Below are 24,286 nucleotides of genomic sequence, written 5' to 3'. Positions count from 1 at the left end.
CGCCTGCACCCAACACGAAACTGCTATTACTGAACCCGCATCGACGTTGGGCCGAACGCTTAGACGCAACGCAGAGAAGCAAACCCATATCGCAGCCAGCGGTCACCGGCTATCCCTGTTCGTCCCCTCAGGTCGTCATTTAGAAAAAGCACATGCTTTCTCACGCGAAGAACATGAGCACAGAAGTAGCGAAATCCACCTGCGGGCGCTTGAAAGCTGCGTTCTGATAAGGCCCTCCAGCATCATTTGTAGGAGCGGCGTAAGCCGCGAAGCAAGAACACCATCAGCGCAACGAGCCGCCAAACACCCACCACAACCAACTTCGCTCCCTACACCGCAGCTCCCAAAAATCCCACACCTGCTGACAACGCCCCACCCAAGCGCTGAGTTGCCCCCTGGAACAGGGGGTGGGTCAAAGCGAACCAGATTCCACCTTTCCTCAACCGAGTTTCGGGGTCGACTGATCCAGTGCCCACAACCAGAACGTATCGCCCCAATCACTGTTATTGATGGAGGGGAATACGTCATTCTGCTTGAAGTAGCGGCGCTCGCCATGTGCAGGGCTGTACCACCAGCCGCTCGTTGGCACTGGTTTGCCAGCTGGCACACGACCTGATTGAACGGATGCACTGCCGACACCGGCGTACGTTCCATCGATCTCTTCGTACTCGCCTTCGATTAACTCCACGTAGTACCACTCGCTTGGCCGCTCATCAAAAGCTTCCCTTGCCAAATATGTCGCCACATACTCCTTTCTGCGCACCTGCTCCTCACTCCAGCTGAACTCGGCGACGTGGCGGTTCTCTTCCAGAATCTTCCAAAGCCTTTCTTTGTCATCCCAAAGCCCGTTGCGCCCCACGCGCCGCAACAGATCGCGCCCAAACGCATTGAATGTAACGGCTGGACCAAGGCCTCCATATCCACCGGTCCATGCAAACTGCAGTGCAGCATAGGGGTCGTCCTTGCACACGTAGATCCCAGTGCGAGGTACCGCTTCGTCACTGCGCGCGACGATATCCATTCGAACACGGAAGCGGGGTATCCTGCTTCGATCGATACTTCCCTGACCCCACACGATCCAGAACCAGAAATCACTTATTGTGGAAGGGCGCTTTGCAACAGCATTAAGTTTTCCTCCATAACGAAAAATTCGCTCGATCTCGTCCCTGAAAAAATTCTCCTGTTCCGGCGTTGCCCACAGCATGGAATGACCATACTCATCAAGCATGCGGGAGCATTGATTTTCCCCGCCCGCGCTGTAGAACTCGCTAGCACGCATGGCTAACATGTAAGCCGTCGCTTCGCGATAGTCTTGCAACGCAGGAAAAGCAAGCGTCGAGAAATGCGCTGCGGTATCTGTTGAATCCCAATTTGCCACAGCCAGTCCCACCGCATCCACCGGCAGCCGCTCTTCCAGCATCCTGTCCACTTTACGAATAAGAGCATCAATCTGGGATAGCATCTCCTGAATGTACTCATTGGAAGTAAAGTGCAGGATCAAAGCAGCCTGGCGCCTATGCCAAGGATTGAGCTCGATATACTTGCTCTGCATGGTTCAAGATCTCGTTCTTTGGCCGGGGAGATTTGGCAATCCCAACGCAACATTGTCAATCTGCGTATCGAAGTCCGTACTTCCCCAATTGGTATCGTAAGGGCCGGTGATACGTGGGTTGTTTATCTTATCCCTGACCCCAACACACTTAACTTGGTCGCTAGCGGACAGTTTTTTCCAAATGTCATACGTCATGTTTCTATTGGGCGACAGTACACCAGTGCTCTGATCGACATCGTAGTAACTCATGTCATCTCCGCTGGTTTTCAACGGTCTTGTGTCCGCCCCTCGAGGTATCTTCCCGCTCGCATCATAGGCGATACTTGCGTCAAACTTGATCTGCTCCATTCCACCCTCCAGATAATGGCCAGGCAAACCTGGACTACCAGCACCTGGCAACTTCACCTGCGCCGATGCAGGCCCTCGATATACGTTGAGCGACTCGCCCGCCTTCAACTCATAGATGACGAACTGACTATCCGGATTCCAATCAGGCCAAACCGCCAAGTTTTTCCGCCACATAGCTTTTGGATCGGGCGACTTCATGAAGGCGTTGAACACCTCCTCACTGAACCAATCGGAACCTGCCGCTGAGTTTGACGGCGAAATAATGCGATATAGCTTCACAGGACCCTTCAGCGTTACGCGGGTCATGCCTTTTGAAAAGCTCTCTATTTGCCCATCGCTCAGCATCGGAAAATCGTCGTCTTTCGCAGCGGCTATAACATCATCTCGCTCAGCATCAGGGTCCAACTGCTTGTTTTTCTTTGGTGCACCCCTACTCAACCAAGACGGCTGCGGACTGGCCCTGCGCATCAACGCAATGGAATGCACCTCCGGCAACGCGCCACGGAAGTGCACATTCCCAGAATTCATAATTGCGCGCCGCTGAAGTAGATCCTCGAACTCAAGGCGACGAATGATGGTGTCGAAGATTAGATACACAGGCTTGAGCGCTTCCTCAGTCCGCCCGGTGATCATGGCGCGAACGCCAACCACCATGTCGACCATCGCCTTGGGCCCAGTACCGATGAAAGGTACATCCGCAACCCACTTGAGCAGGTTGCGCATAAGCGCGATACCCCGATCAAAGGCCGCAAGTATCCTGGTGGTATTGATCATGTTGCGAACAGCTCGAACCTGTATTGCCAGCTCATGAAACACCCGATCCCAGCGCAGGTGGCGCCAGTAGCGAGCTACTTCCCTGCGGCGCAGCAGCATGACTACGACGCCCATCGCTCCATCCACTGCCTGTACCACATGATTTATGCCAAAGCGGCGAACGTAGAGGAAGAATATTTTCAACACCCCTTTGATCAACGAGCCGAGCGACGGAAACAGGCCTATCAAGGTGAGCACCAAGCCCACCCATGCCCATGAATTGCTGCTGTCTTTGTTGATTTCCTTGCAGTTGGCAATGATGTCGCGGACGTCGCAGACTTGGTCCACGCCAGGAATCATTGAAATTGCTGCGTCAAAGGTCACTTGCCCAACACTGCGCTGCTGGTTGAAATCTCCCTGCAGCGCTTCCCACAACCAGAGAAAGACGTTCTTACTACCGTCGACAAGGTTGTCGTACTGATCCGTAATGAACGCTAATGCTTCACGCAGTTGCAGCAGCGTTACCGGCTCCGCCTGATTGGGTTGCTGCTCGCGGCGCACATCAGTCATGGCTTTCCCCTTCTTGGATCAGCAATCAACTCCAGATCCGGAGTAGCCACCTCTGCGTCCGGCCTTGCCGGGTGATAGATCACCTCCTTCACATCCCGATAGGGAATCGGCTCGTGATGCGCTCGCCCCTCATCGTCCAGTTCACCCTTTATGACCGAGCCACCCTTGAACTGAATTTCGTAGGCAGTTCCGGCCATGGCTTGAAGTGTCTCCATGTCGCGGTAGTCCAGCGCGATCCAGTCAGGCACCGAGACGCCGCCGGAAGGCAGCGGCGGCAGGAATGGCTCAACATTCGCTCCGCCCAAGAACGCATGATCCCCGGCTTTAACCTTGAACTCCCCCAAACAAATGAAAGTGATATCACCGTATTCCAGCGTGATAGAGCTACTACCCGCCTGCAGCACGATCTTGTTCTTCGCGAGCACATCAATGCGGCTGTCCGTAGCAGTGATGGTGATCGCCTGCTCGGACAACACTTCCAGCTCCCCGTCGTGCGCCTGCAGGCTTACCGGACCATTGGCGGCGATCACCCGTACCGGCCCGCTTTGTGCGAACAGTGATACCTGCCCACCGGAGACGGTGGCGATGGTTTCGCCGCTGCCGACGTGCAGATCTTGTTGCACGGTGAACTGCAGATTCTGGCCGGCGTAGGCGATGGCGCTTGCTGGCGTGGTCCATGCGATGTGATTGGGCGCTTCGGCCATCAGTAGCGGCTTGGCGTAGCGCTCAACAGGTTCTTCACCGGGGTTGCGCCCATCGCGGGGTTTGAATGGCGATTGCCTATTGACCTCGCCTTCAAACCTCCCGTCGGCGCGCGGGTCGGCCAGCTCGCGCAGCAGGCCGGTGCTCTGCCACGCGGATAGTCCGGGCACTTGCTGTTGCTGCAAGGTCTGCTGCATCTGCTCCAGGCTACGCTCGGCACCTTTGAGCTGGGCGACGACTTCGGCGTTGTCCATCACAGTGGATGCGGCGTGTTGCTGGGTACTGGCCGACAGCAGCAGACCTTCGCCGGCATGCACATTGCTCCAGCCCTGCGTTGCTAGCTCAAAGCCTTCGCCGCGCAGTGCACCGCGCGTTTTGTTCTGGTGCTGGATCAGATAGCCAAGCTCCAGGCGGCTATCGGCCAATGAGCTATGCAAACGCGTACGCAGCTGGCCGGGCGTATCATCGATCACCCATTGCTGGGTGCCGCTGCCATCGTGTGCTTCGGTGTGCAGGCCGCTGAGCACGCCGGGATGCTGTGCCTGCGCATCGATACCGCCGCCAAACGGCGGGGCCACTTCGCCGTTGTACAGTTGGCCGGTGATGCGTGGCTGGTCGATATCGCCGTGCAGGAACTCCACCAGCACTTCGCTGCCGATGCGCGGCAGGAATGCGGTTCCCCAGTTTGGCCCGGCTATCCATTCGACGACCGGCACCCAGCTGCCGCTGGTCTGATCGCCGGGCGCGTGCCCGGACTGGCTGCTGCCGGTGTCGCTCAGGCCGCCCGGATTGGGCGCGCTGCCGCGCTGCCAGCTGAACTGGATGCGCACCTGATGTTCGCGATTGGGGCTGAGCGCGGCGTCGGCCACACCAACCACTCGCGCAGTCTGTGGGCCGTGCAGGCTGGGGCGATCCTGCGGCAGCGCACGCACCGGAACCGAAGCGTCGGTGGCGAGGAACTGGTTGCGGTAGCTGCCGCGCTCCAATTCGCTGTGACCGAGCAGCTCGGCGATGCCGCTTTCCAGGTTGTTGACCGCCGCGTGGTGCACTACCAGCAGCTGGAACGCCTGCGCTTCATGCTGCGGGTGTTGGACAAGACTGAAGCGACTGCCAGCTGCCAGCCGTCGCTCACTACCACTACCGCTGTACAGCACCTGCGATACACGCAACGCATCCAACCGTGCCTGCGCTTCGCTTAGTGCCCAGCTCGATTCGGCGAAGCGGCCAGCCCGTGGCTGCACATAGACCTCAAGCGCAGGCAGGTCACCGCTTGCCCCAGTTGCCTGCGCTGAGACAGCTTTGATCTGCTCGCTGTGCCAGCTACCAACCGTGCTGCTGTTGGCCACTAATTGCTGACGCTCGGAAAATGCGCTGATGCCATCGGCGGATTCAGAGGCGGCAATACGATGAAAGCGCATGGGACCTACATCAGTGAGCTCCGCCTCCGGCCCAAACACTACCAGCGTGTGCGCGCCCTCGCCGCCTTGCGCCTGCTCGATGCGCCACGCCAAGCCGACTTCGGCCAGCAGACGGGTGACGAACTCCCAGTCGGTCTCGCGGAACTGGGTGATGATGGGCCGCTGTGGCAGCGCCGCTTCCACGTCGAAGCGAAAGGACGCCTGCGGATAGTCGGCAAAGATCCGCTCGCAGACGCCGCGCACATCAACATCCTGAAAGATCACCGCGTTGCGACGCAAGCGCAGCAAGGCGGTCCAAGGTTCAAGCACCAGTTGGTAGCGGGCCAAACCACCATCGCTGCCAAGCTGAGCAACTTCAGTACACAGGCCATGCCACCGCCGCAGCGAGCCATCGGCTACGCGCAACTGCAGGATCAGCGGCTGTTCCAGCCAGGGATCGATGTCGAGAAATGCATCGGTGGAGAGGCAATCAATCTGCAGGCGGTGTTCGCCACAGACGCTCTCTTGTCCTTCGAACCGTTCCACCACCAGGCCGTCATGCGGACCTTGTAGTTGGATCAAGCGATTGTGGTGCGACAAGCTCGCCAGCGAGGCGAGCATTGCCGAGCGTCGGATATCCATATCGACAGACTCTTGATCAGGGCGAGATGCGCACGATTTACCTCATCGCGAGCGCGGCCCGATTAAGCCATAGCACTAAGGTGATTTGACCCTGAAGCGATACTTTTGAGACGTTTCCCGTGAAATCTGTCAGTACTGCTGACCTGAAGTCCGTCATTGCAGATGATGGCGATGGCGGCTCGGCCACGCGATGAAAGGATCCAAGTGAGATAGCTCAGCTTTCACGAATACAGCAAGCAGCAAGCACGCTCCCTCGCCTGACGCCCTGCTCAGATCGAGCTTGAGTCGATATCATCGGTGGCCTCGAACTTTCCGCTCTCCTCGTTCCACAGGAAATAAACCTCAAGCCCGAGGTAGTCAAAGTCTGTTTGGAGCTGTGCGAATGGATGCTCCAGGCAGCGCGCAAACAAACTAAGCCGATGCTCGCTCGCTTCTTGGCGAACGCTACTCGCCGAAAGACCGTAGCGCTGTTCGGAGATGTAGTAATCACCGGTCATTCTCGCCTTCTCAGGAAATGGCGTGTCGGCAGAAACCTCATCGAGGTAGCGCTGGATAAGACGATGAGCCGCTTCTTGGATATCACTCATCTGAGACTTGGCGGCTTGATAGACCCGCCCTTCAAACTTGGTATCGATATCGATTGCGAACGGGCGTGCCCAGCGGGGCACATCGATTCTTGTCATGAGAAGTTTGGTCATAACGTTACCGAGCCGATCAAAGGAGAAGAAGCGAAGCCGATACCACCATTGTCACACCCTGATCATTCCAGGACAGTGCTTTACTGCAGCCGTGTACAGTATCGAACTCGCCATGGGTGCACCTGCACAAAGGGTCTCGACATGAAGTCACTCCTTCCTTTCTACTCCTGGCGTCAAGTGCACTCGCATATGACCTTGCTCTAGCCGATGAGATCACCGCATGCAGCTGGCCTCTCAACATGCCCTCTGCAAGCCTGCTGCTGGTAGGTGAAGTCCATGGCACCAACGAGGCACCGGCACTGATTGGCGACTTGGCCTGCGCCAGCGCAAAGTCAGCAAACCCAGTTGTAGTGGCACTGGAGGTTCCGACAGAAGAGCAGGCAAGGCTCGATCAGTTCCTGATGAGCGAAGGCTCAGATGCAGATCAGGGGGCACTTCTAGCCAGCCAATTCTGGGCACGCCCGTCCCAGGATGGGCGATCCAGCACGGCCATGCTGAAACTGCTGCATCGGCTGCGAGCACTTCGTGCGGAAGGAGCGCGAATCAGCGTGTTGGCCGTAGACGGTGACATCGCAGGATCGAGGGACGCGGGCATGGCCATGCGCATCAGGGCAGTAAACGACCAGATGCCTGTGGTGATTGCCCTGCTGGGCAACGTCCATGCAAGCCGTGAGAAGGGCAGACCTTCAGTACCCGACTATGAGCCTGCCGGATACCTCCTATCTGACCTGAATCCACACAGCGTCTACGTGCGCGGACCTGCCGGCACAGCCTGGGTGTGCCGGAATGCGGCATCACGTCGATTCCGGACAATCGGCATGTTGGCGACAAGCGGGGTTACCTGCCGGCAGTTGGAGTGATACCCGGCTACGACGGCCTGTATGCACCAACGAGTAGCACGGCATCACCTCCAGCCGTCAACTGAAAAGCCGGTTTCGGCTTCCTCACGACGTCAAGCTGTGGCCATTCTGGTAGAGCACTTGGTTCCGTCTTCAAACAATTCGACTCTGACCCCGGTTTCGTGCTCCAGCCGGCAGCACACCATCAAGGCTGCGAGCGCAACCACGCTGCCGCTGCTGCAACTGCATCCTGATCGCGGGGCACGGGATTTTCGGGCTGTATACCTTGCAGATACGCGACTCCCGTACGGTCGAGAAATACCGCTGTAGTCAATGCAAGAGCACCGCCGTCAGGAAGCGCAAACGACTGGTTGGCCGTCGAGAGTCCCGCCGTCGGCTGCCCGAAGAAGCTGGTACCAGGGCGGCCTTGAAACGCGACCGCCACCGCCTCGCCTGAGCTTGCCGTCCTGGGACCCAGAAGCACGGCGACGCGGCTGTGGGAAAGATCGACGTCGCACGCCTTGGACGGCTCAGCGCGCCACGCCGTTGCCACACCATTGCGGTCCCGGAATGCACCAAGATCGGCGTCACCCAACAGTGGCCGCAGCCCCTTGATCATCGGCCACATATTGCCCCCGGTGTTGTCACGAAGGTCGATGACCCACCCCTTGCTTGCAGTCTTCGCCAAGCCTGCGATGTGCTCACAAAGTTGAGTACTGAAGGCTTCGCCAGCGCCTGGATCAGAGCCGCGCAGACCCGGCACCAACAGATAGCCGATGTCCTGCATTGGCTTGGCTTCTACGGCCTGCGTTGCGACTGCACCTGCGCGATAGGTCGAAACGGCACTGGGCGCTTGCACGGAGCTATGCTGGTCTGCAAGCGCAGTCAAAACCGTCTGGATCCTGCTGTAGGCCGCCTGTGCTGGAAGTCTCTTCAAGTCTGCGGTCAGGAGTGACTTCCGCTCGGTCGTCCAGTCCACACGGTTTGCGTTCAGCGCATTCGCGCGAATCACGGAAATGGCGTGATCGAGCATGTCATAGGCGGATACGCTGCTCGAAGTTGCACTCTCGGCTTTGAGCGTGAGGTGCCCCACATCTACGCGCCCGGCACTGCCAAGTGTCACCCCAAGCTTGAGACTGGTCGCCCCTGACGGGATGTAGAGCCGGGCCTCTCTGGGCTGGGAACCCTCATTGAGGCGCACAGGTTGGTCACCCGTGCTTGCAAAGGCCAGAGGCTCTTCGGGGCCGTCCGCGCGGACCCAGAGCGCAGCGTTGCCGGTGCCGCTTTTGACCAGAAGCGTGCCGGTGAGAACTACTTCCCGTCCCTGAAAGGCCGCTGCGTCAATCGTGGTAATGGCGCCGACGAACTGTTTTTCCCCTGTCGACTCTGCGGACAAAGCAACTGCCGCGCCACCGGCTTCCGAAATATCACCGGAGCCGCTGACCAGCGACTGGGTGCTGGTGCCCCGCCAAGCCGTATCCGCCTGGGCACAGCCGCTGAAGAACACAACAGAAAGCAAAAAAGCCAAGCGATGCATAGTCAACTGCCTTGTTCGACTTGAAGCGCAATCCTAGTTCAGACGCCCTGCTTCCACCACAAGACCTGCAGGCAGGCTATGGATACGGGATGTGCCGCAAGTGATGGGCTGGAACCACCTTCATCCGGAATGGTCATCGATCCTGCCCGCGCCTATCCAGCAGCGGGCAGTCCCGCTTCACTACACCTACTCAACCACCAGCTTGGGCAGCGTTTTGTAGTGCAGCACTATCCGCTTCCAAGCGCTGGATGATCGCAGCCACCACGCCACGGGTGGACTCCCAGTTCATGCCGGTAATGAGCCGGCCATCAACTTCCACATGCGATGTGCTGCGTGCGCCGTAGCTGAACTGGCCTTTGCTTCCGCGCAGGCGTTGCTCGATCGAGAACGGGAAGGTCTTGTAGTACGCGGCGCTCATATCCTCGTAGGCATCGGGATAGCCGGTGACACGCTTTCCGCTGACCAGCGCGGAGCCATCGGACAGGGTCAGGTTCACCAGCCCTGCGCTGCCGTGGCACACCGCCGAGACGATGCCGCCCCGTTGCTCGTAGATGCGCACCGCCAACCATTGCATGCCCGGGTGCTCGGCGACGCCGTACATCGCGGCACTGCCGCCGATGTACATCAGCGCGGAATAGTCGCTGGCCGTCACCTCGTCGGGCCGGCGCGTGTTGGCCAGCCCCCACATCAGGTCGGCGTCGTAGATGCCGGCTTTGTGTTCGGGGTTGCTGGTGTCGATATAGGCCAGCGGCACGGCCCCGCCTTCGGGGCTTACGAACTGCACGCCGTAGCCCGCCTCGCGGAAACCGGCATAGGCGCGGACCAGCTCCAGGAAACTGTTGCCGGCGCTCAGGCGGGTGCCGGGCATGGTGTCCACGTTGGACACCGCCAGCACCACCTGGCGGCCATGGGCGGGCGCGGTTTCGCGGGTGGCGGTTTTGCTGATGATCAGCCAGCGCCCTTCCAGCTTCTTCAGCAGGAACAGATCGACGAAGCGCGCCTGGTCCCTGCTGACCAAAATCTCCGCCTTGGCGGTGGCGATATTGCCTTCGACCTCGATACCGAGCAGGCGACCGATGCGGCCATTGAACAGCCCCGGCTCCTTGCCAAACCAGCTGGTGTATTCGGCGATGCCCACCTCACGCATGCCGTCCGTACCCTGGCTCAGGTATAGCCGCGCATCGGGATGGAAGGCGCGGCTGAGCCGATCGCGCTGGTTGTAGGAACTGCCGCGCAGATAGTCCTGGATGACCGCGGAGATCTCACGTTGATCCGCGACCGGATCGGCATGTGCAAGCCCGCCGAACCACAGTGCCAAGCTGGCGACGGCGAACCATCGGATGAGGCGTGCTGGCAGCGATATCACGCCGGCAGTGGCCGGCTTGGAACGCGTTACTGACATGAAGGAGACTCCGCAGGATGGGTGCCCCGAAGTCTGCGGAATTCCTTTACGAATCAATCTACTGAAGCGTGTTTACGGACTCACCAAACACGTTTCAAGAGCCAGCCACCAAGCGCGACTGGGCATGCCGCCACGCCGCAGGCGTGGTCCCTTCCACCTTCTTGAAGCTGCTGTAGAAGGTGGAGGTGGACAGGAAGCCGGACGCCTCCGCCACATCGTCCATCGACGCCGAAGCCTGCGCGCGCAGCAACTGCTTGGCCGCTTCGATCCTGACCTGCGCCAGGTAGGGCTTGAAGGCGGTCTTGAGGTTGTCGTTGAGCAGCTGCGACAACCGAGCCGTGGGTATGTTGAGCCGCTTGGCCAGCTTGGCCAGGGTCAGGCCAGCGTCCTTGTACAGCCCCTCGTCGGCCATCAGCACATGCAGGGCGCGCAGCGTCGCCTCGGCTTCGCTGGGCGCGATCTTGCGGTCGCGGTAAGGCTCGGCGACTGGAGCAGGCTTACGCCGGGCAAGCGCAACGCTGATGCTCAGGTATAACACCAGCGAGAACGACAGCGCGCCGACGATGTACGAGGTCAAACCGGATGTGGCATAGGCCAACCAGATCACGCCCACGCCCACGATCACCGAGACCACATGGCTGCGGCTCAGCGCACCGGGCGCCGCATCGGCCCGATCTTGCTTGCCCCGGCGCAGGAACAGCCCCGCTGCCACCAGCAGACATACCAGCCAGATCACCTGGATGGAGGCCCACACCGGACCAGCCCACAGCCAGACGTTATCGGTATACGGCCAAGCGATACCAAAGGCAGTCGCCAGCATCAGCAGGCCCAAGGCGATTGCCGCATCGTTCCGGGTCTGCCGGCCATCAGGATCAAGCCAGGCCCGCACGAAACCGATCAGGCAGACGCCGATGAAGAAACAGGCAGTCAGGCCGATCTGCAGAACCAGCCTGGAGATGTCGTGCCAGAAGTAGACCAGCACGGACTTGCCGGTGCGCAGGCTCAGCATCAGCACCAAGGCCGCCAGCCAACGCTGGGCGGGCCTGACGGGTTCTCGGCATAGCAGATACACCGACAACGCCGCACCGTTGAAGACGCCCAGGCCGGCGAAGAAGAACAGCAGGTAGGACTTGAGCATGGGTGCGCGGGTGCCGGATGAGAAGCGGACGAGTCTGGTTGGATTCAGCGCGCTGAAGTATGTCTGCTTCGGGCTGTTGCGTCATGGGGCTTGGCAGATGCTCAAGCCGACATGATGATCCCCAACGCAAGCGCCGCGCCGCGGTACAGTGCAGAAATCTCTGGCATAGCCGCCGCAGCTCGGACACGCCCAAGCCGCCGTACTTCTTCTTCCTGTTGCAGAACGTAGTCTCTGAAATGCCTATCGTCCGGCACGTCTCGCCGGCCGATGGGCCGCCCTCGGCTTGGCGCAGGACAAACGCAATCTACTCTTCAGTTAACTTCGACTTCTTCATGGCAAAACCACCTCTCTGCTTGGGGTTAGTTTCGCCGAATTCCTCTATTTTTGGATGGCTCAAAAAGCTGGGAGATGGCCACCGGTACCAGCATCTAAAGCTGGCGACGTGACTACAACGAAGAAAAGCCGAAAAGAGCACTCGGTGGGATGATACCTACCCAGTACGCCGCGCAGTTGGCGGCGAAGACAGATAAGATCAAAACCGGACTATAAACCGGACCACTACTCAGGTCGGGGGGACGTCGTTGACACACTAACCTATATACGAAGAACACCAAGAGACAGCCATGTTGCGGATAATCCACAACACGATTAGTCGGCCCGAAACAAGCCAGCCCAAGTCAACACCACGAACCAGACATCTCGAATTTGGCGGAGGGCAGCCATGCAGCCTTTCAACAAAGCCCGAAATATAGTCGAACGAATCACATCCGTCACAGAAACACGAAGGATTTATATAATGCAGAAAATAATATCTTCGATAGCAGAAGAATTAATTAAAATAATCGACTTAAATGACAACAGTCAGCGTACCGCGCTTCGATTTGTGCTCGAAGAACTCGACGCAGCCAGACATGGTGCTGACTCAATAACGGAAAGAATTGACCAGCTATATTTCAAGGAGTCTGACTACATTGGAGCAATGGATTGCCATTGGGACGAAGTCAGCGGCGCATCAGGACCTCAACAACTCCTGCTTAGATTATGCCTCGAACTAGCTCATCAGCTCGGGTTTGCAACAGCAGCAGAAATCAGAATTTCTATTGTCGAACATATCGTACGCCATTATCGCCTAGCGCGCTTTCAATTAAGCAAAGACATAAAAGTATCCAAGAATCAAATTAAGTTGTTTGAAGAGCCAACGGTTAAAAAAGAAACAATTCACCCGCACTTCAACCATTTGATGAAAAACGAAAATTCCCCCATTCGAGAGGTAATATCTCGATGGGCTAACGGATTCGAGGATAGGGACAACAAATTTACCAAGGAATTCCAGACGACCTTCAATTCCTCCTTCTGGGAAATCTACATCTTTCAATGCCTGAAAGATTTGGATATGGAAGTAGACTTCTCAAAATCCGCTCCTGACTTCACAGTAAAAACAAAGAACAATGAAATTGTAAACATCGAAGCTGTGACTGCAAACCACGCCCACGACTCTCCGCCAGAGTGGCTTAGCAACGGCCCAAAGAACAATGCGGATTTCCTAAATTTTTCATGCATACGGATACTTAACGCAATCGACAGTAAGCATAAAAAATTCCAAAAATCGTACTCTGCACTCCCTCATGTGCAAGGCAAACCATTTATCCTGGCCCTAGCCCCTTTCGAACAGCATAATTTTTTTATTCAAAACAACGAGGCCATAATAAGAGTTCTGTATGGGCAAGGCATCGACAAGGATGACAACTTCTCTGAAGTGCACACCCCAACCATCAAGAAAAGTGAGAGCGCACAATTGGAGCTCGGCATCTTTACAGACGATAAATACAAAGACATTAGCGCCATAATTTTTTCAACGAAAGCCACAATCGGAAAGGCAGTAACACAAAGCACACTTCCTGCTGTAGTCCGGTGTAGCCGATATCACTCCAAACGCGGACTAGTCATGGAGATAACTCAAAACTCCAGCCACTTCGAAACCCATCTCGACGGTCTGCAGGTCCATCATAACCCTTATGCAGAGATTAAGATTCCCAGTGATTTTTTTGATAGATACGAAGTAACTCACTACCACTACGACACCAACTCAAGGAGCATCGATAACCGCCAGAGGAGCTACACGATAATATCTAGAAACATATTGTAAATAGGCAATTAATAACTTACCCAGCTTGAGCTGAAGCAGAATTCACCTCGCCAAATAAAAACCCATAAATCATTAAAAATGAGAAAAATGAAGGCCGCACATAGAGTGCACACCTACAAGCCAAACGCCTCACAGGTTCAGAGTTTTCTTCTCGCTCTAGGATGCGCAGCATCATAAACCTTGGCCAGATGCTGGAAATCCAGGTGCGTATATATCTGCGTGGTCGCAATATCCGCGTGCCCCAGCAGCTCCTGCACGCCGCGCAGGTCGCCTGAGGATTCCAGAATATGGCTGGCGAAACTGTGCCGCAGCATATGCGGGTGCACGTTCTTGAACAGCCCCTGGCGTTGCGCCAGTTGCTTGATGCGGATCTGCACGGCGCGCTGGCTGATCGGTCCGCCGCTGCGGCCCGGGAATACCGGTTTCTCGCCGGTACCGCCGCTTTCCTTGCGCCATTCCTGCAATGCGTTCATCGCATGCGAGCCGACTGGCACGGTGCGTTCGCGGTTGCCTTTGCCGTGCACCAGCACGATGCCGCTTGCGGTATCGAGGTCGCGCCAGCGCATGGCGCAGAGTTCGCTCAGGCGCAGGCCTGAGGAGTAGAACAGTTCCAACAGCGCGCGGTCGCGCAGGCCGAGCGGTGCGTCGGTGGGCAGTTCGACCAGCTGCACGGCTTCGTCGGCGTCCAGCACCTGCGGCAGTTTGCGCGGCGCCTTGGGCGCACGCAGGCCGGCGGCGGGGCTGTTGTCGATGACGTTGTTCTTCAGCAGCCAGGCGTAGAAGCTGCGGCAGGCCGACAGGCGGCGCTGCAGGCTTTTTGCCGACAGGCCGCGGCGGTGCTCGCTGGCGACGAACTCGCGCAGCTGCTCGCCTTGCAGGGTTTGCGGATCGGCGACGTCATGCGCTTCGCACCATTGCGTAAGCGCGGCGAGGTCGCGCTGGTAGGCGTCCAGCGTGTGCGCCGACATGCGGCGCTCGACCTGCAGATAGGACAGGAATGCCTGGACGGCGCTCATCGCCGCGTCACTCCACTCAAGCGCTGCGGTAGCGCTGCAGGCCCGTCACCAGCGATTCGCCCATCATGCGCAGGAACAGCGTGCCCATGCCGGGATAGAAGCGGTTGGGGTCGTAGCTGCCTACCGCGATCAGGCCAACGCCCGGCAGCGGCAACAGTGCGGTGGACGACACTTCATTGACCCGCTCGCCGTACAGCACGTCGTTCTTTTCCTGCTGCAGGCGGCCGCAGATGGGCTCGCCGTCCTGCAGGCAGTCGTGGAACGGGGCCAGCCTGGCGTCGTCCCTGGCGATGACCTGCAGCCACGGTGCTTCGGCCAGTTCCGGCACGTCGTCGAAGGAGACGATGCGCACCAGGTCGCCGGCGAAATCTTCTTCCAGCGAGGCGGCCATCGCACGCAGGGTGTCGGCGGCGCTGGTCTGGCGCATCAGCGCCAGTGTCAGCTGGTGGGTACGCACGGCCAGGCGTTCGTTGATCTGCGCGTTCGTACCGAGGTCGGCCAAGCGCCGCGACAACTCGCGGTTCTTGTCGCGCAGCACTTCCAGCTGGTAGCTGGCGAGCGAGGCGGTGGGGCCGTCATCGCGCGGCACCACCATGGTCAGTGCCAGGTCGGGGAACTGCTTGAGGAAGGTCGGATGACGCCGCAGCCAGGCTGCAACTTCATGGGCACCGATTTTCTCGACTGTGTCGTTCATCCCATCCACTCTCCGTCGAATACGAATGCTGCCGGGCCGGACATCACGATCTCGGCATCGTCTGCCGGCCATTGGATACGCAGGTCGCCACCGGGCAAGGAGATCAGTGCATCGCGCTGCAGGCGGCCGCGCTGCATCAGCACTACCGCCGCCGCACAGGCTCCGCTGCCGCAGGCCAAGGTTTCGCCAACGCCGCGCTCGTAGACGCGCAGTCGGGCGTGACGGGCATCCATTACCTGGGCGAAGCCGACATTCACTGATTCCGGGAACGAGGGGTTCTGCTGCAGCAGGTGCCCTACCCGCTCGACCGGTGCGGCGTCGACCGAACCGACTTCCAGCACGGCGTGCGGGTTGCCCATCGATACGGCGCCAAAACGCACGTTCTCGCCCTGCAGCGAGGTCATGTATTCCTCGCGCGCACGCGGGAAGCCGAGTAGCGGAATCTGCGCCGGCTCGAACTCGGGCTTGCCCATGGCAATGGCATATTCGCCATTGGCCAGGCGCTGCACGGCGTGGGTGCGGGTGGGGCTGTCGATGATGAAATCATCGCCCTGCACGGCACCGTCGCGTACCAGCCAGGCCGCCACACAGCGCGCGCCGTTGCCGCATTGCTGCGAGGTGGAGCCGTCGGAGTTCCAGATGCGGTAGGACGCTACCGCGCCTTCGCTGCGCGGGGCTTCGATGGTCAGGATCTGGTCGCAGCCCACGCCGCGGTGGCGGTCGGCCAGCAGCGCTGCCTGCTCGGCATTCGGCGGCGCGCTGCCGTCACGCAGGTCCAACACCACGAAATCATTGCCGGCGCCATGCATTTTGCTGAAGCGCATGCGCCCTGTTGCCGACTTACCCATTTACGCCAGCACCACCGGTTCCGTCTTCCACGGCCTCGTCCGCCTTCTTGTCGGCGGCCGGATCGGTCTTTTCAGTGGCGGGCTGGTCCGCCGGGGTGACTTCCTGTTCCTCGATCGGCACCGGCTTCTGCGGCATTACCAAGGGGCCCTTGTTGCCGCAGGCACTGAGACCCAGCAGCAGGAAGGCTGCCGGGATGAGAATCAGGAAACGGGACGTCTTGTTCATCCCCCGAGTATAGCCACTGGACCATGAAGTCCGAACCGCGATCTCACCCTGTTCAGCGTTCGCCGGGGGGCAAGGGGCGCAGCCACAGCCACAGGCAGACGCAGGCCATGATGCTGATCGAGGTCCATTTCACCCAGGCCAGCGGCACGCACCACAGGGTGATCAGGGCGCAGGCCAACATGGTCAGGCTGGCCATCCACTTGCCTTTGCGGCTGACCGCGCCGTGCGCCTGCCAGTCGCGGATGGCCGGACCGAAGCGCGGGTGGTCCAGCAGCCAGCGGTGCAGCCGCTCGGAGCCATGCGAGGCCGCCCACGCCGAAATCAGCACGAAGACGGTGGTGGGCAGCCCCGGCACGAAGATGCCGACGATGCCCACGCCCAGGCTCACATAGGCCAGCAGCCACCACGCCCAGCGCAGGCGCGGTGGGCGCGTGCGTGGATCGGGAGGATCACGTGGCGGCGGCGTATCAGGCATCGCTACGGCCCAACTGCGTCAGTCGGCCAGGCCCAGCTGCCCCAGCACGAAGGCGAAGGACTCGGCCTGTTCCTTGTAACGCTGGAAGCGGCCGGACTTGCCGCCGTGGCCGGCTTCCATGTTGGTGCGGAACACGATCGGCGCGGTGCCGGTGTTGACGTCACGCAGCTTGGCCACCCACTTGGCCGGCTCCCAGTACTGCACCTGCGAATCCCACAGGCCGGTGCCGACGAACAGCGACGGATAGGCCTGCGCGGTGACGTTGTCGTACGGCGAGTACTTGAGCATGTAGTCGTAGTACTTCTTCTGCTCCGGGTTGCCCCACTCGTCGTACTCGTTGGTGGTAAGCGGGATGCTGGCGTCGAGCATGGTGGTGACCACGTCGACGAACGGCACCTGCGCAACCATCACCCGGTAGTCGCCCGGGGCCTGGTTGGCCACCGCGCCCATCAGCAGACCGCCGGCGCTGCCGCCCGAGGCCGCGACGCGGTCCTTGGCGGCATAGCCCTGTGCTACCAGCGCGCGGGTCACATCGACGAAGTCGTTGAAGGTGTTCTGCTTGTGCAGCAGCTTGCCATCGTCGTACCAGCTGCGGCCCATTTCCTGGCCGCCGCGGATGTGGGCGATGGCGTAGACCACGCCACGATCAAGCAGGCTGACAACGCTCTGGTTGAAGTTGGGGTCCATCGACATGCCGTAGCTGCCGTAGGCGTACTGGTAGAGGGCAGCAGTGCCGTCCTTCTTGAAGCCCTTCTTGTAGACCAGCGACACCGGGATGCGCGCGCCATCGCGGGCGGTCACCCAGACGCGCTCGGTTTCATACTTGCTTGGGTCATAGCCGATCACCGGCTGCTGCTTGAGCAGGCGGCGCTCGCCGGTCTTGACGTTGAGCTCGTAGGTGGTAGCCGGCGTGGTCAGCGAGGTGTAGCTGTAGCGCAGCCATTCGGTATCGGGCTCTGCGTTGACCGACAGGCCCATCGAGTAAGCCGGCTCATCGGCCTTGACGAACTCACTGCGGCCATCGGCGAACAGCAGGCGCACGCGTTCCAGCGCTTCGGCGCGCTCGGCGATGGCGGTATAGCCGTCGAACAGCTCGAAGCCTTCGATCAGCACCTGCGGATCGTGCTTGACCCAATCCTTCCACTGCTTGCGGCTGGTGGCACCTTCCGGCGCGGTGACCAGCTTGAAGTTGGTGGCGCCATCGGCATTGGTACGAATCACCCACTGGCCGTTGTAGTGGTCAGCGTCGTATTCCACGTCGCGCTCGCGCTTGGCCAGCACGGTGAACTCGCCCGGGTTGGCGGCCAAGGTGTAACGCAGCTCGGAGGACACGGTACTGTCCACGCCAATGGTGATGAAGCGGTCATCGCGGGTCCGGCCGATGCCCATGTAGAAGCTGTCGTCCTTCTCCTCGTAGACCAGCACGTCGGCGCTGGCCGGGGTGCCGAGCACGTGCTTCTTGACGCGCACGGTGAGCAGGGTTTCCGGGTCGTTCTCGACGTAGAACAGGGTGCGGTTGTCATCGGCCCAGATCACATTGGCCGACACGCCTTCGATCACGTCGTCCAGCATCTTGCCGGTGGCCAGGTCCTTGAAGCGGATGGTGTACTGGCGGCGGCCGACGGCGTCTTCAGCGAAGGCCAGCAGCTTGTTGTCGCGACTGATGTCCATGTCGTCGATGCCGAAGTAACCCTTGCCTTCGGCCAGCACGTTGAGATCCAGCAGCACTTCTTCCGGTGCCTGCATGTCGCCCTTGCGGCGCGCGTGGATGGGGTAGTCCTTGCCGGTCTCGTAGCGGGTGTAATACCAGTAGCCGCGCTCGCGGTACGGCACGCTGGCGTCGTCCTGCTTGATGCGGCCGACGATCTCGGCGTAGAGCTTGTCCTGCAGCGGCTTGAGCGGCGCCATCAGGGCGTCGGTGTAGGCGTTCTCGGCGTTGAGGTAGGCCAGCATCGCCGGCTCCTTGCGCTCGTCGTCGCGCAGCCAGTAATACGCATCCTCGCGCTGCGCACCGAACGGTGCGGTCACCGTATGCGGACGCTTTTCAACATCAGGCGGGGTGGGCTGTGACGCGGCGGCGGTATTGATCATCAGGCTTGCAACCAACAGGCAAAGAAGGGGTTTCATCAGGTTCGCTCCGGAACAACGGTGGTGCATCCAGTGCAGCAGGCCACAGTGTGCCACGCCCGGCGCTTGCCCCGCTGCCATCAACGGCGCCTATCATGCAACGATGAACACGCCCCACACCCCACACGCCCCATACAGCCGCCGCAGTCAGGAGATCGCGCCCTTCCACGTCATGTCGCTGCTGGCCCGCGCCAACGCACTGGAGCAGCAAGGCCACGACGTGATCCACCTGGAGATCGGTGAGCCTGATTTCACCACCGCCGAACCCATCGTCCGCGCCGGCCAGGCCGCTTTGGCCGCCGGCCATACCCGCTACACCGCAGCGCGTGGCCTGCCTGCCCTGCGCCAGGCCATTGCTGGCTTCTACGGCCAGCGCTACGGGCTGGATATCGACCCGGAGCGGATCCTGGTCACCCCGGGCGGCTCGGGCGCACTGCTGCTGGCCTCCAGCCTGCTGGTGGACCCGGACAAGCACTGGCTGCTGGCCGACCCCGGCTATCCCTGCAACCGGCATTTCCTGCGCTTGGTGGAAGGCGCGGCGCAGTTGGTGCCGGTGGGGCCTGAAAGTGGCTATCAGCTAACCCCTGAGTCGATTGCGGCCAATTGGAATGCTGGCAGTGTTGGGGCGTTGGTGGCTTCGCCTGCCAATCCGACTGGCACCACGCTGGATGCTGGGCAGTTGGCTGGCCTGTCTTCTGCACTGAAGGAACGCGATGGGCATCTGGTGGTGGATGAGATCTACCACGGGCTGACGTATGGCTTTGATGCACCCAGCGTGCTGGAAGTGGATGACGAGGCGTTCGTGTTGAACAGCTTCTCCAAGTACTTCGGCATGACTGGCTGGCGCCTTGGCTGGCTGGTGGCACCGCCGCGCGCGGTGCCTGAGCTGGAGAAGCTTGCGCAGAACCTGTACATCAGCGCGCCGTCGATGGCCCAACATGCTGCCTTGGCGTGTTTCGAGCCGGAGACGATTGCGATTTTCGAGCAGCGGCGGGAGCAGTTCCGGCAGCGGCGGGATTATCTGTTGCCTGCGTTGCGTGCGCTCGGATTCCGGATTGATGTGGAGCCGCAGGGTGCGTTCTACCTGTACTGCGATGTGAGTGCGTTTACCGATGATGCGCAGGCGTTTTGTGCGCACTTCCTGGAGACCGAGCATGTGGCGTTTACGCCAGGCCTGGATTTTGGGAGCTACCGGGCGAACCAGCATGTGCGGATTGCGTATACGCAGGATGTCGGGCGTTTGCAGGAGGCGGTGGTGCGGATTGGGCGGGGGTTGGAGAGCTGGTTGGCTGGGAAGGTTGGCTGAGAGCTGATAGCTAAAAGCTAGAAGGCTAAAGGCACCCCTCCCCAGCCCTCCCCTTCGCCTGCGGCGAAAGGGAGGGGGCAGAAGCGAGGCCTCAAGCAGCAAGGAGGAATGCTTTGGCTTTGGCTTTGGCTTTGGCTTTGGTTTTGGTTTTGGCTTTGGCTTTGGCTTTCGCCATTCCCTTCTCCCGCTTGCGGGGGAAGGTGCCCGGAGGGCGGATGGGGGGAGCTTTTGAGCTTTTGAGCTTTTGAGCTTTTGAGCTTTTGAAATGCCTACCGCAATTCACTAACAAGACTCCGCCCTTGCCCTCACCCCAACCCCTCTCCCGCAAGCGGGAGAGGGGCTTAAGCAAGAGCAAAAACAAACGCCACCTTTCGGTGGCGTTTGTTTTGCATCACTTCAAGCCAAACATCACTTCTTGCTCAGCTGTTCCCACAGGAAGCTGTACGCCAGTGCCGACATATGCGCGGCCTGCGCATTGTTCGCAGCACCACCATGACCACCCTCGATGTTCTCGTAGTAGGTCACGTCCTTGCCTGCGTCGATCATCTTGGCCGCCATCTTGCGGGCATGGCCCGGGTGGACGCGGTCATCGCGGGTGGAGGTGGTGAACAGCACCGGCGGGTAGCTCTTGGCCGGGTCGAACAGGTGGTACGGGGAGAAGGTCTTGATGTAATCCCAATCGGCCGTGTCCGGGTTGCCGTACTCAGCCATCCACGAGGCGCCAGCCAACAGGTGGCTGTAGCGCTTCATGTCCAGCAGCGGAACCTGGATGACAACCGCACCGAACAGCTCCGGGTACTGGGTCAGCATGTTGCCGGTCAGCAGACCGCCGTTGCTGCCGCCCTGCACGCCCAGATGCTTGGCCGAGGTGATCTTGCGGCTGACCAGGTCCTGCGCCACTGCCGCCATGTCCTCGTAGGCCTTGTGGCGGTTCTGCTTCAGCGCGGCCTGGTGCCAGCGCGGGCCGTACTCGCCACCGCCACGGATGTTGGCCACGACATACACGCCACCCTTGTCCAACCAGGCGCGGCCCATGCCACCGGAATAACCCGGGGTCAGCGAGATTTCAAAGCCGCCATAGCCGTACAGCAGGGTCGGGTTGGAACCGTCCAGCTTCATCGCCTTGTCGTGCACCACGAAGTACGGCACACGGGTGCCGTCCTTGCTGGTGGCGAAGTGCTGTTCGATCACCTTGTCGCTGGCGTCGAAGAACGCCGGCATGGTCTTCAGCACTTCCGGCTGCTTGCCGATTTCGGCCAGGGCCAGCGTGGTCGGGGTCAGGTAGTCGGTGACGGTCATCCACACCGCGTCGCTTTCGTCTGCGTCCACCGCGCCAACACCAATGGTGCCGAAGGCCGGTGCGCCGGTGAAATCGCTGCTCACCCAGCCGTCCTTGCCGTGGGTCAGCACCTTCAGGCGGTTCTTGACGTCATCCAGCACGTTCAACACCACGTGCGACTTGGTCCAGGTGGTGCCGGCCAGCGAGGTGGTGTCGGTCGGCGCGAACAGCACGTCGAACTCGCGCTTGCCGGCCATGAAGTCATCGAACTTCGTTGCCAGCAGCGAACCTGCGGTGTAGGTCTTGCCACCGACGGTCCACGGCTCGCGCAGTTCCAGGGTCAGCCATTCGCGGCGGATGCCCTTCTCGGCCGAGTTCGGTGCATCGACCTTGGTCAGCTTGCCGTCGGCACCGATCAGGAACAGCTCGTTGTTGTAGAAGGCAATCGTGCGGCTGACGAAGTCACGCTCGAAGCCGGGCGTATCGTCGTGCATCGCCGAGATGTACATGTCCTCTGGCGTGCCCTCGTACACCGTGGTTGCGGCGGTGATCGGGGTGCCACGCTGCCAGCGCTTGACCACGCGCGGGTAACCGGAGGTGGTCATCGAGCCCGGCCCGAAGTCGGTGTAGACGAAGACGTTGTTCTGGTCGATCCAGCCCAGGCCGCCCTTGGCCTCGGCACGGAAGAAGCCGTCCTTGATCCAATCCTTCCTGGAGATGTCGAACTCGCGGGTGACATCGGCATCGGCGCCGCCGCGCGACAGCGCGATCAGGCAGCGGGTGTATTCCGGGCGCAGGCAGTTGGCACCGTGCCACACCCAGTTCTCGCCCTCGGCCTTGTTCAGCGCGTCCAGGTCCAGCACGGTTTCCCACAGCGGCTCGGCCTTGCGGTACTCGACCAGCGTGGTGCGGCGCCAGACGCCGCGCTCGTGCTGCTTGTCCTTCCAGAAGTTGTAGTAGTAATCGCCGATCTTCTGGACGCCTGGGATCTTGGCATCGGAATCCAGCACCTCACGGATGCCGGCTTCCATCGCCTTGAACTGCGGGGTCACGGCCAGACGGCCTTCGGACTTGGCGTTCTGCTCCTTCACCCAGCCCAGCTGTTTGTCGCCGGTGACGTCTTCCAACCAGGCGTACTTGTCCTGGGAGTCGTCAGCGGCCATGGCGGCCCCGGCCAGGCCGGAAGAAAGCAGACCCGCCACGAGGCAGGCAGAGGTGAGTCGAGACATGTTGGCTCCATGCGGTCATAAGCCGCGAACGCTAACACAGCCCCCTATCCACCCCCACGTGTCGAAGGTCAGGCCGCCTGCTGAAGGCGGCGCCGGGCCGGGCGGCGGCCACGGGTGGCCTGCGGGCCGCGCTTGCGCGGCTTGGCGTGGCGATTCCGCCATGCTGAGGGTAGGCGAAAGCGGTACAAGGCCCACCAGGCGCTCAGCGGCATGCCCACCAGCCACAACGGCAGCCAGCCGATCCACTGGCTGTGGCCACGCGCCGCCGGCCACACCAGCACCAGCGCCAGGCCCGCCAGGGCGGCCTGTCTGACGCAGCGCAGCACCTGCGGGTCAGGCGCGTCCTGCGCGTTACGACGGGATGACGATGCGAGCGGCTTGGTCATGACGTTCTCCGGCAACATGGCTGTGTTGGAGTGCATCCTCGGCGGCCGCCATCTCACAGACTGCGACCTGCCATTGACGGGCGTATCGCTGCCCGTCGAACATGCAGCCCTGACCTTCATAGGTGCCCTATCCGTAATGCGACCGATTCCCGTCTTTGTGTCCGCCATGTTGTTGAGTCTCGCCCTGCCGCTGAGCCCGGCTCTTGCACAGGAGGCTGCGCCGGCGACGACGACGGTGGAGGGAATCGCCGAGGGCCCGATTGACCTGCAGCGCTTCATGGGCCGCTGGTATGTGATCGGCCGTGTGCCCAACTTCATCGAGCGCGGCCACGTGGCCAGCGTCAACACCTATACCTTGCGCGACGACGACAAGGTCTCGATCAAGTATCAGTTCCGCGACGGCTTTGCCGAGCCGGAAGAAGAGATCGACATCCGCGCCAAGGTGGACGAAGACAGCGGCAACCGTCGCTGGCGCACCTGGTTCTACCGGATCGTGCCCACCCATACCCGCATTCTGGAAGTGGCGCCGGACTATTCCTGGGCGCTGATCGGCTACCCGGGCCGCGAGATGGCGTGGATCTTCGCCCGCGAGCCGGACATGGACAACGCCACCTACCGCCAGTTGGCCACGCGCCTGCGTGACAAGTACGACGTCAACACCGACAAGCTCAAGCGCGTACCGCAGCACCCGCAGCAGGTGGACAAGCTGGGTTTCGAAGTGCCGAACAAGAAGTAACAGGGTCGGCCTGCTACTGCTGTTGTAGGAGCGGTGTAAGCCGCGAAGCTGACGCTGCTGCAGCCTGCGAAGAGCTTACCCCTCCCCCAACCCTCCCCTCCGCCTTCGGCGCAAGGGAGGGAGCAAAGCGTAGTGGGGGGGCCGCGGCGGGCGGCGGGCGGGCGGGAGCGGCCCCCCCGCCCCGCCGGGGGGGCCCCGAGGGTGGTGGCCGGCGACCCCCCCCGCGGCGGGGGGCGGGAG

General features: G+C 60.6%; 19 protein-coding genes and 1 pseudogene. 4 read left to right on the top strand and 16 right to left on the bottom strand.

The genetic code is table 11. The annotated features are described in order from the left end of the window. Positions 1-439 precede the first annotated feature (439 nt). From ACVOLL_RS15210 to ACVOLL_RS15195, 4 genes are all read right to left on the bottom strand, one after another. Positions 440-1,552, bottom strand: a complete 1,113-nt coding sequence (locus ACVOLL_RS15210) for a hypothetical protein (protein WP_481513646.1) — start codon at positions 1,550-1,552, stop codon at positions 440-442. Positions 1,553-1,555: 3 nt separating this feature from the next. Continuing rightward, positions 1,556-3,223, bottom strand: coding sequence for a hypothetical protein (locus ACVOLL_RS15205; RefSeq protein WP_481513645.1), 1,668 nt, complete (start codon positions 3,221-3,223; stop codon positions 1,556-1,558). After that, the gene (locus ACVOLL_RS15200) at positions 3,220-5,964 is read right to left on the bottom strand and encodes a type VI secretion system Vgr family protein (protein WP_481513644.1); all 2,745 of its coding nucleotides are present in this window, start codon (positions 5,962-5,964) and stop codon (positions 3,220-3,222) included. Before ACVOLL_RS15200 ends, ACVOLL_RS15205 begins: the two co-directional genes overlap by 4 nt. Before the next feature lie 269 nt (positions 5,965-6,233). After that, positions 6,234-6,662, bottom strand: coding sequence for a hypothetical protein (locus ACVOLL_RS15195; protein WP_481513643.1), 429 nt, complete (start codon positions 6,660-6,662; stop codon positions 6,234-6,236). Between the two features lie 239 nt (positions 6,663-6,901). Here ACVOLL_RS15195 and ACVOLL_RS15190 point away from each other — a divergent pair, with 239 nt between their 5' ends. Further along, on the top strand, positions 6,902-7,522 hold the full coding sequence (locus ACVOLL_RS15190) for a hypothetical protein (protein ID WP_481513642.1): 621 nt from the start codon (positions 6,902-6,904) through the stop codon (positions 7,520-7,522). Between the two features lie 184 nt (positions 7,523-7,706). On the opposite strand, the gene ACVOLL_RS15185 is transcribed toward ACVOLL_RS15190, so the two are convergent. The 4 genes and pseudogenes from ACVOLL_RS15185 to ACVOLL_RS15170 all read right to left on the bottom strand — a co-directional run. Continuing rightward, on the bottom strand, positions 7,707-9,038 hold the full coding sequence (locus ACVOLL_RS15185) for a S41 family peptidase (RefSeq protein WP_481513641.1): 1,332 nt from the start codon (positions 9,036-9,038) through the stop codon (positions 7,707-7,709). A 190-nt stretch (positions 9,039-9,228) separates the two neighbouring features. Then, positions 9,229-10,440, bottom strand: a complete 1,212-nt coding sequence (locus tag ACVOLL_RS15180) for a nuclear transport factor 2 family protein (protein ID WP_481513640.1) — start codon at positions 10,438-10,440, stop codon at positions 9,229-9,231. A gap of 94 nt (positions 10,441-10,534) precedes the next feature. Beyond that, the gene (locus ACVOLL_RS15175; protein WP_481513639.1) at positions 10,535-11,578 is read right to left on the bottom strand and encodes a helix-turn-helix domain-containing protein; all 1,044 of its coding nucleotides are present in this window, start codon (positions 11,576-11,578) and stop codon (positions 10,535-10,537) included. 160 nt (positions 11,579-11,738) lie between these two features. Continuing rightward, positions 11,739-11,882 (bottom strand): annotated as a pseudogene (locus tag ACVOLL_RS15170) (transposase); the annotation flags it as partial. Positions 11,883-12,374: 492 nt separating this feature from the next. Here ACVOLL_RS15170 and ACVOLL_RS15165 point away from each other — a divergent pair. Then, on the top strand, positions 12,375-13,724 hold the full coding sequence (locus tag ACVOLL_RS15165) for a hypothetical protein (protein WP_481513638.1): 1,350 nt from the start codon (positions 12,375-12,377) through the stop codon (positions 13,722-13,724). Positions 13,725-13,861: 137 nt separating this feature from the next. Here ACVOLL_RS15165 and xerC read toward each other — a convergent pair whose 3' ends face one another. Genes xerC through ACVOLL_RS15135 form a run of 6 tightly spaced genes read right to left on the bottom strand, consistent with a single transcriptional unit; the run spans position 13,862 to position 19,110 of the window. After that, positions 13,862-14,740, bottom strand: coding sequence for a tyrosine recombinase XerC (gene xerC, locus ACVOLL_RS15160; RefSeq protein WP_481513637.1), 879 nt, complete (start codon positions 14,738-14,740; stop codon positions 13,862-13,864). A gap of 16 nt (positions 14,741-14,756) precedes the next feature. Next, positions 14,757-15,434 carry a DUF484 family protein gene (locus ACVOLL_RS15155; RefSeq protein ID WP_481513636.1) on the bottom strand — a complete coding sequence of 226 codons (678 nt, stop codon included), beginning with the start codon at positions 15,432-15,434 and terminating at the stop codon, positions 14,757-14,759. After that, positions 15,431-16,282 (bottom strand): diaminopimelate epimerase, encoded by an 852-nt coding sequence (gene dapF / locus ACVOLL_RS15150; RefSeq protein WP_481513635.1) that lies wholly within the window; start codon positions 16,280-16,282, stop codon positions 15,431-15,433. The genes ACVOLL_RS15155 and dapF overlap by 4 nt, the downstream gene beginning before the upstream one ends. Continuing rightward, positions 16,275-16,508, bottom strand: coding sequence for an LPS translocon maturation chaperone LptM (gene lptM, locus ACVOLL_RS15145; RefSeq protein WP_481513634.1), 234 nt, complete (start codon positions 16,506-16,508; stop codon positions 16,275-16,277). Before lptM ends, dapF begins: the two co-directional genes overlap by 8 nt. 52 nt (positions 16,509-16,560) lie before the next feature. Continuing rightward, positions 16,561-16,983 (bottom strand): YbaN family protein, encoded by a 423-nt coding sequence (locus ACVOLL_RS15140; RefSeq protein ID WP_282269558.1) that lies wholly within the window; start codon positions 16,981-16,983, stop codon positions 16,561-16,563. Positions 16,984-17,001: 18 nt separating this feature from the next. Then, complete coding sequence (locus tag ACVOLL_RS15135; RefSeq protein ID WP_481513633.1) at positions 17,002-19,110, bottom strand: S9 family peptidase; 2,109 nt, start codon at positions 19,108-19,110, stop codon at positions 17,002-17,004. Positions 19,111-19,213: 103 nt separating this feature from the next. On the opposite strand from ACVOLL_RS15135, the gene ACVOLL_RS15130 reads away from it, so the two are divergent. Continuing rightward, positions 19,214-20,416: a pyridoxal phosphate-dependent aminotransferase gene (locus ACVOLL_RS15130; protein WP_481513632.1), complete on the top strand. Its 1,203-nt coding sequence runs from the start codon at positions 19,214-19,216 to the stop codon at positions 20,414-20,416. Between the two features lie 408 nt (positions 20,417-20,824). On the opposite strand, the gene ACVOLL_RS15125 is transcribed toward ACVOLL_RS15130, so the two are convergent. Both ACVOLL_RS15125 and ACVOLL_RS15120 read right to left on the bottom strand, forming a co-directional pair. After that, on the bottom strand, positions 20,825-22,924 hold the full coding sequence (locus ACVOLL_RS15125) for a prolyl oligopeptidase family serine peptidase (protein ID WP_481513631.1): 2,100 nt from the start codon (positions 22,922-22,924) through the stop codon (positions 20,825-20,827). Between the two features lie 68 nt (positions 22,925-22,992). Continuing rightward, the gene (locus ACVOLL_RS15120; protein ID WP_481513630.1) at positions 22,993-23,310 is read right to left on the bottom strand and encodes a hypothetical protein; all 318 of its coding nucleotides are present in this window, start codon (positions 23,308-23,310) and stop codon (positions 22,993-22,995) included. Between the two features lie 136 nt (positions 23,311-23,446). Here ACVOLL_RS15120 and ACVOLL_RS15115 point away from each other — a divergent pair, with 136 nt between their 5' ends. Beyond that, a complete protein-coding gene (locus ACVOLL_RS15115) occupies positions 23,447-24,046 on the top strand; it encodes a lipocalin family protein (protein ID WP_481509706.1) in 600 nt (199 codons plus the stop codon). Positions 24,047-24,286 lie beyond the last annotated feature (240 nt).

It is taken from the genome of Stenotrophomonas sp. STEN035, assembly GCF_056759935.1.
The sequence above is the reverse complement of the archived record's forward strand: the minus strand, read 5'-3'. Positions and strand labels throughout refer to the sequence as shown.

Coding starts and splice junctions, on each gene's coding strand:
- ACVOLL_RS15210 (WP_481513646.1), bottom strand. CDS start 1,552: ATGCAGAGCAAGTATATCGAGCTCAATCCTTGGCATAGGCGCCAGGCT.
- ACVOLL_RS15205 (WP_481513645.1), bottom strand. CDS start 3,223: ATGACTGATGTGCGCCGCGAGCAGCAACCCAATCAGGCGGAGCCGGTA.
- ACVOLL_RS15200 (WP_481513644.1), bottom strand. CDS start 5,964: ATGGATATCCGACGCTCGGCAATGCTCGCCTCGCTGGCGAGCTTGTCG.
- ACVOLL_RS15195 (WP_481513643.1), bottom strand. CDS start 6,662: ATGACCAAACTTCTCATGACAAGAATCGATGTGCCCCGCTGGGCACGC.
- ACVOLL_RS15190 (WP_481513642.1), top strand. CDS start 6,902: ATGCCCTCTGCAAGCCTGCTGCTGGTAGGTGAAGTCCATGGCACCAAC.
- ACVOLL_RS15185 (WP_481513641.1), bottom strand. CDS start 9,038: ATGCATCGCTTGGCTTTTTTGCTTTCTGTTGTGTTCTTCAGCGGCTGT.
- ACVOLL_RS15180 (WP_481513640.1), bottom strand. CDS start 10,440: ATGTCAGTAACGCGTTCCAAGCCGGCCACTGCCGGCGTGATATCGCTG.
- ACVOLL_RS15175 (WP_481513639.1), bottom strand. CDS start 11,578: ATGCTCAAGTCCTACCTGCTGTTCTTCTTCGCCGGCCTGGGCGTCTTC.
- ACVOLL_RS15165 (WP_481513638.1), top strand. CDS start 12,375: ATGCAGAAAATAATATCTTCGATAGCAGAAGAATTAATTAAAATAATC.
- xerC (WP_481513637.1), bottom strand. CDS start 14,740: ATGAGCGCCGTCCAGGCATTCCTGTCCTATCTGCAGGTCGAGCGCCGC.
- ACVOLL_RS15155 (WP_481513636.1), bottom strand. CDS start 15,434: ATGAACGACACAGTCGAGAAAATCGGTGCCCATGAAGTTGCAGCCTGG.
- dapF (WP_481513635.1), bottom strand. CDS start 16,282: ATGGGTAAGTCGGCAACAGGGCGCATGCGCTTCAGCAAAATGCATGGC.
- lptM (WP_481513634.1), bottom strand. CDS start 16,508: ATGAACAAGACGTCCCGTTTCCTGATTCTCATCCCGGCAGCCTTCCTG.
- ACVOLL_RS15140 (WP_282269558.1), bottom strand. CDS start 16,983: ATGCCTGATACGCCGCCGCCACGTGATCCTCCCGATCCACGCACGCGC.
- ACVOLL_RS15135 (WP_481513633.1), bottom strand. CDS start 19,110: ATGAAACCCCTTCTTTGCCTGTTGGTTGCAAGCCTGATGATCAATACC.
- ACVOLL_RS15130 (WP_481513632.1), top strand. CDS start 19,214: ATGAACACGCCCCACACCCCACACGCCCCATACAGCCGCCGCAGTCAG.
- ACVOLL_RS15125 (WP_481513631.1), bottom strand. CDS start 22,924: ATGTCTCGACTCACCTCTGCCTGCCTCGTGGCGGGTCTGCTTTCTTCC.
- ACVOLL_RS15120 (WP_481513630.1), bottom strand. CDS start 23,310: ATGACCAAGCCGCTCGCATCGTCATCCCGTCGTAACGCGCAGGACGCG.
- ACVOLL_RS15115 (WP_481509706.1), top strand. CDS start 23,447: ATGCGACCGATTCCCGTCTTTGTGTCCGCCATGTTGTTGAGTCTCGCC.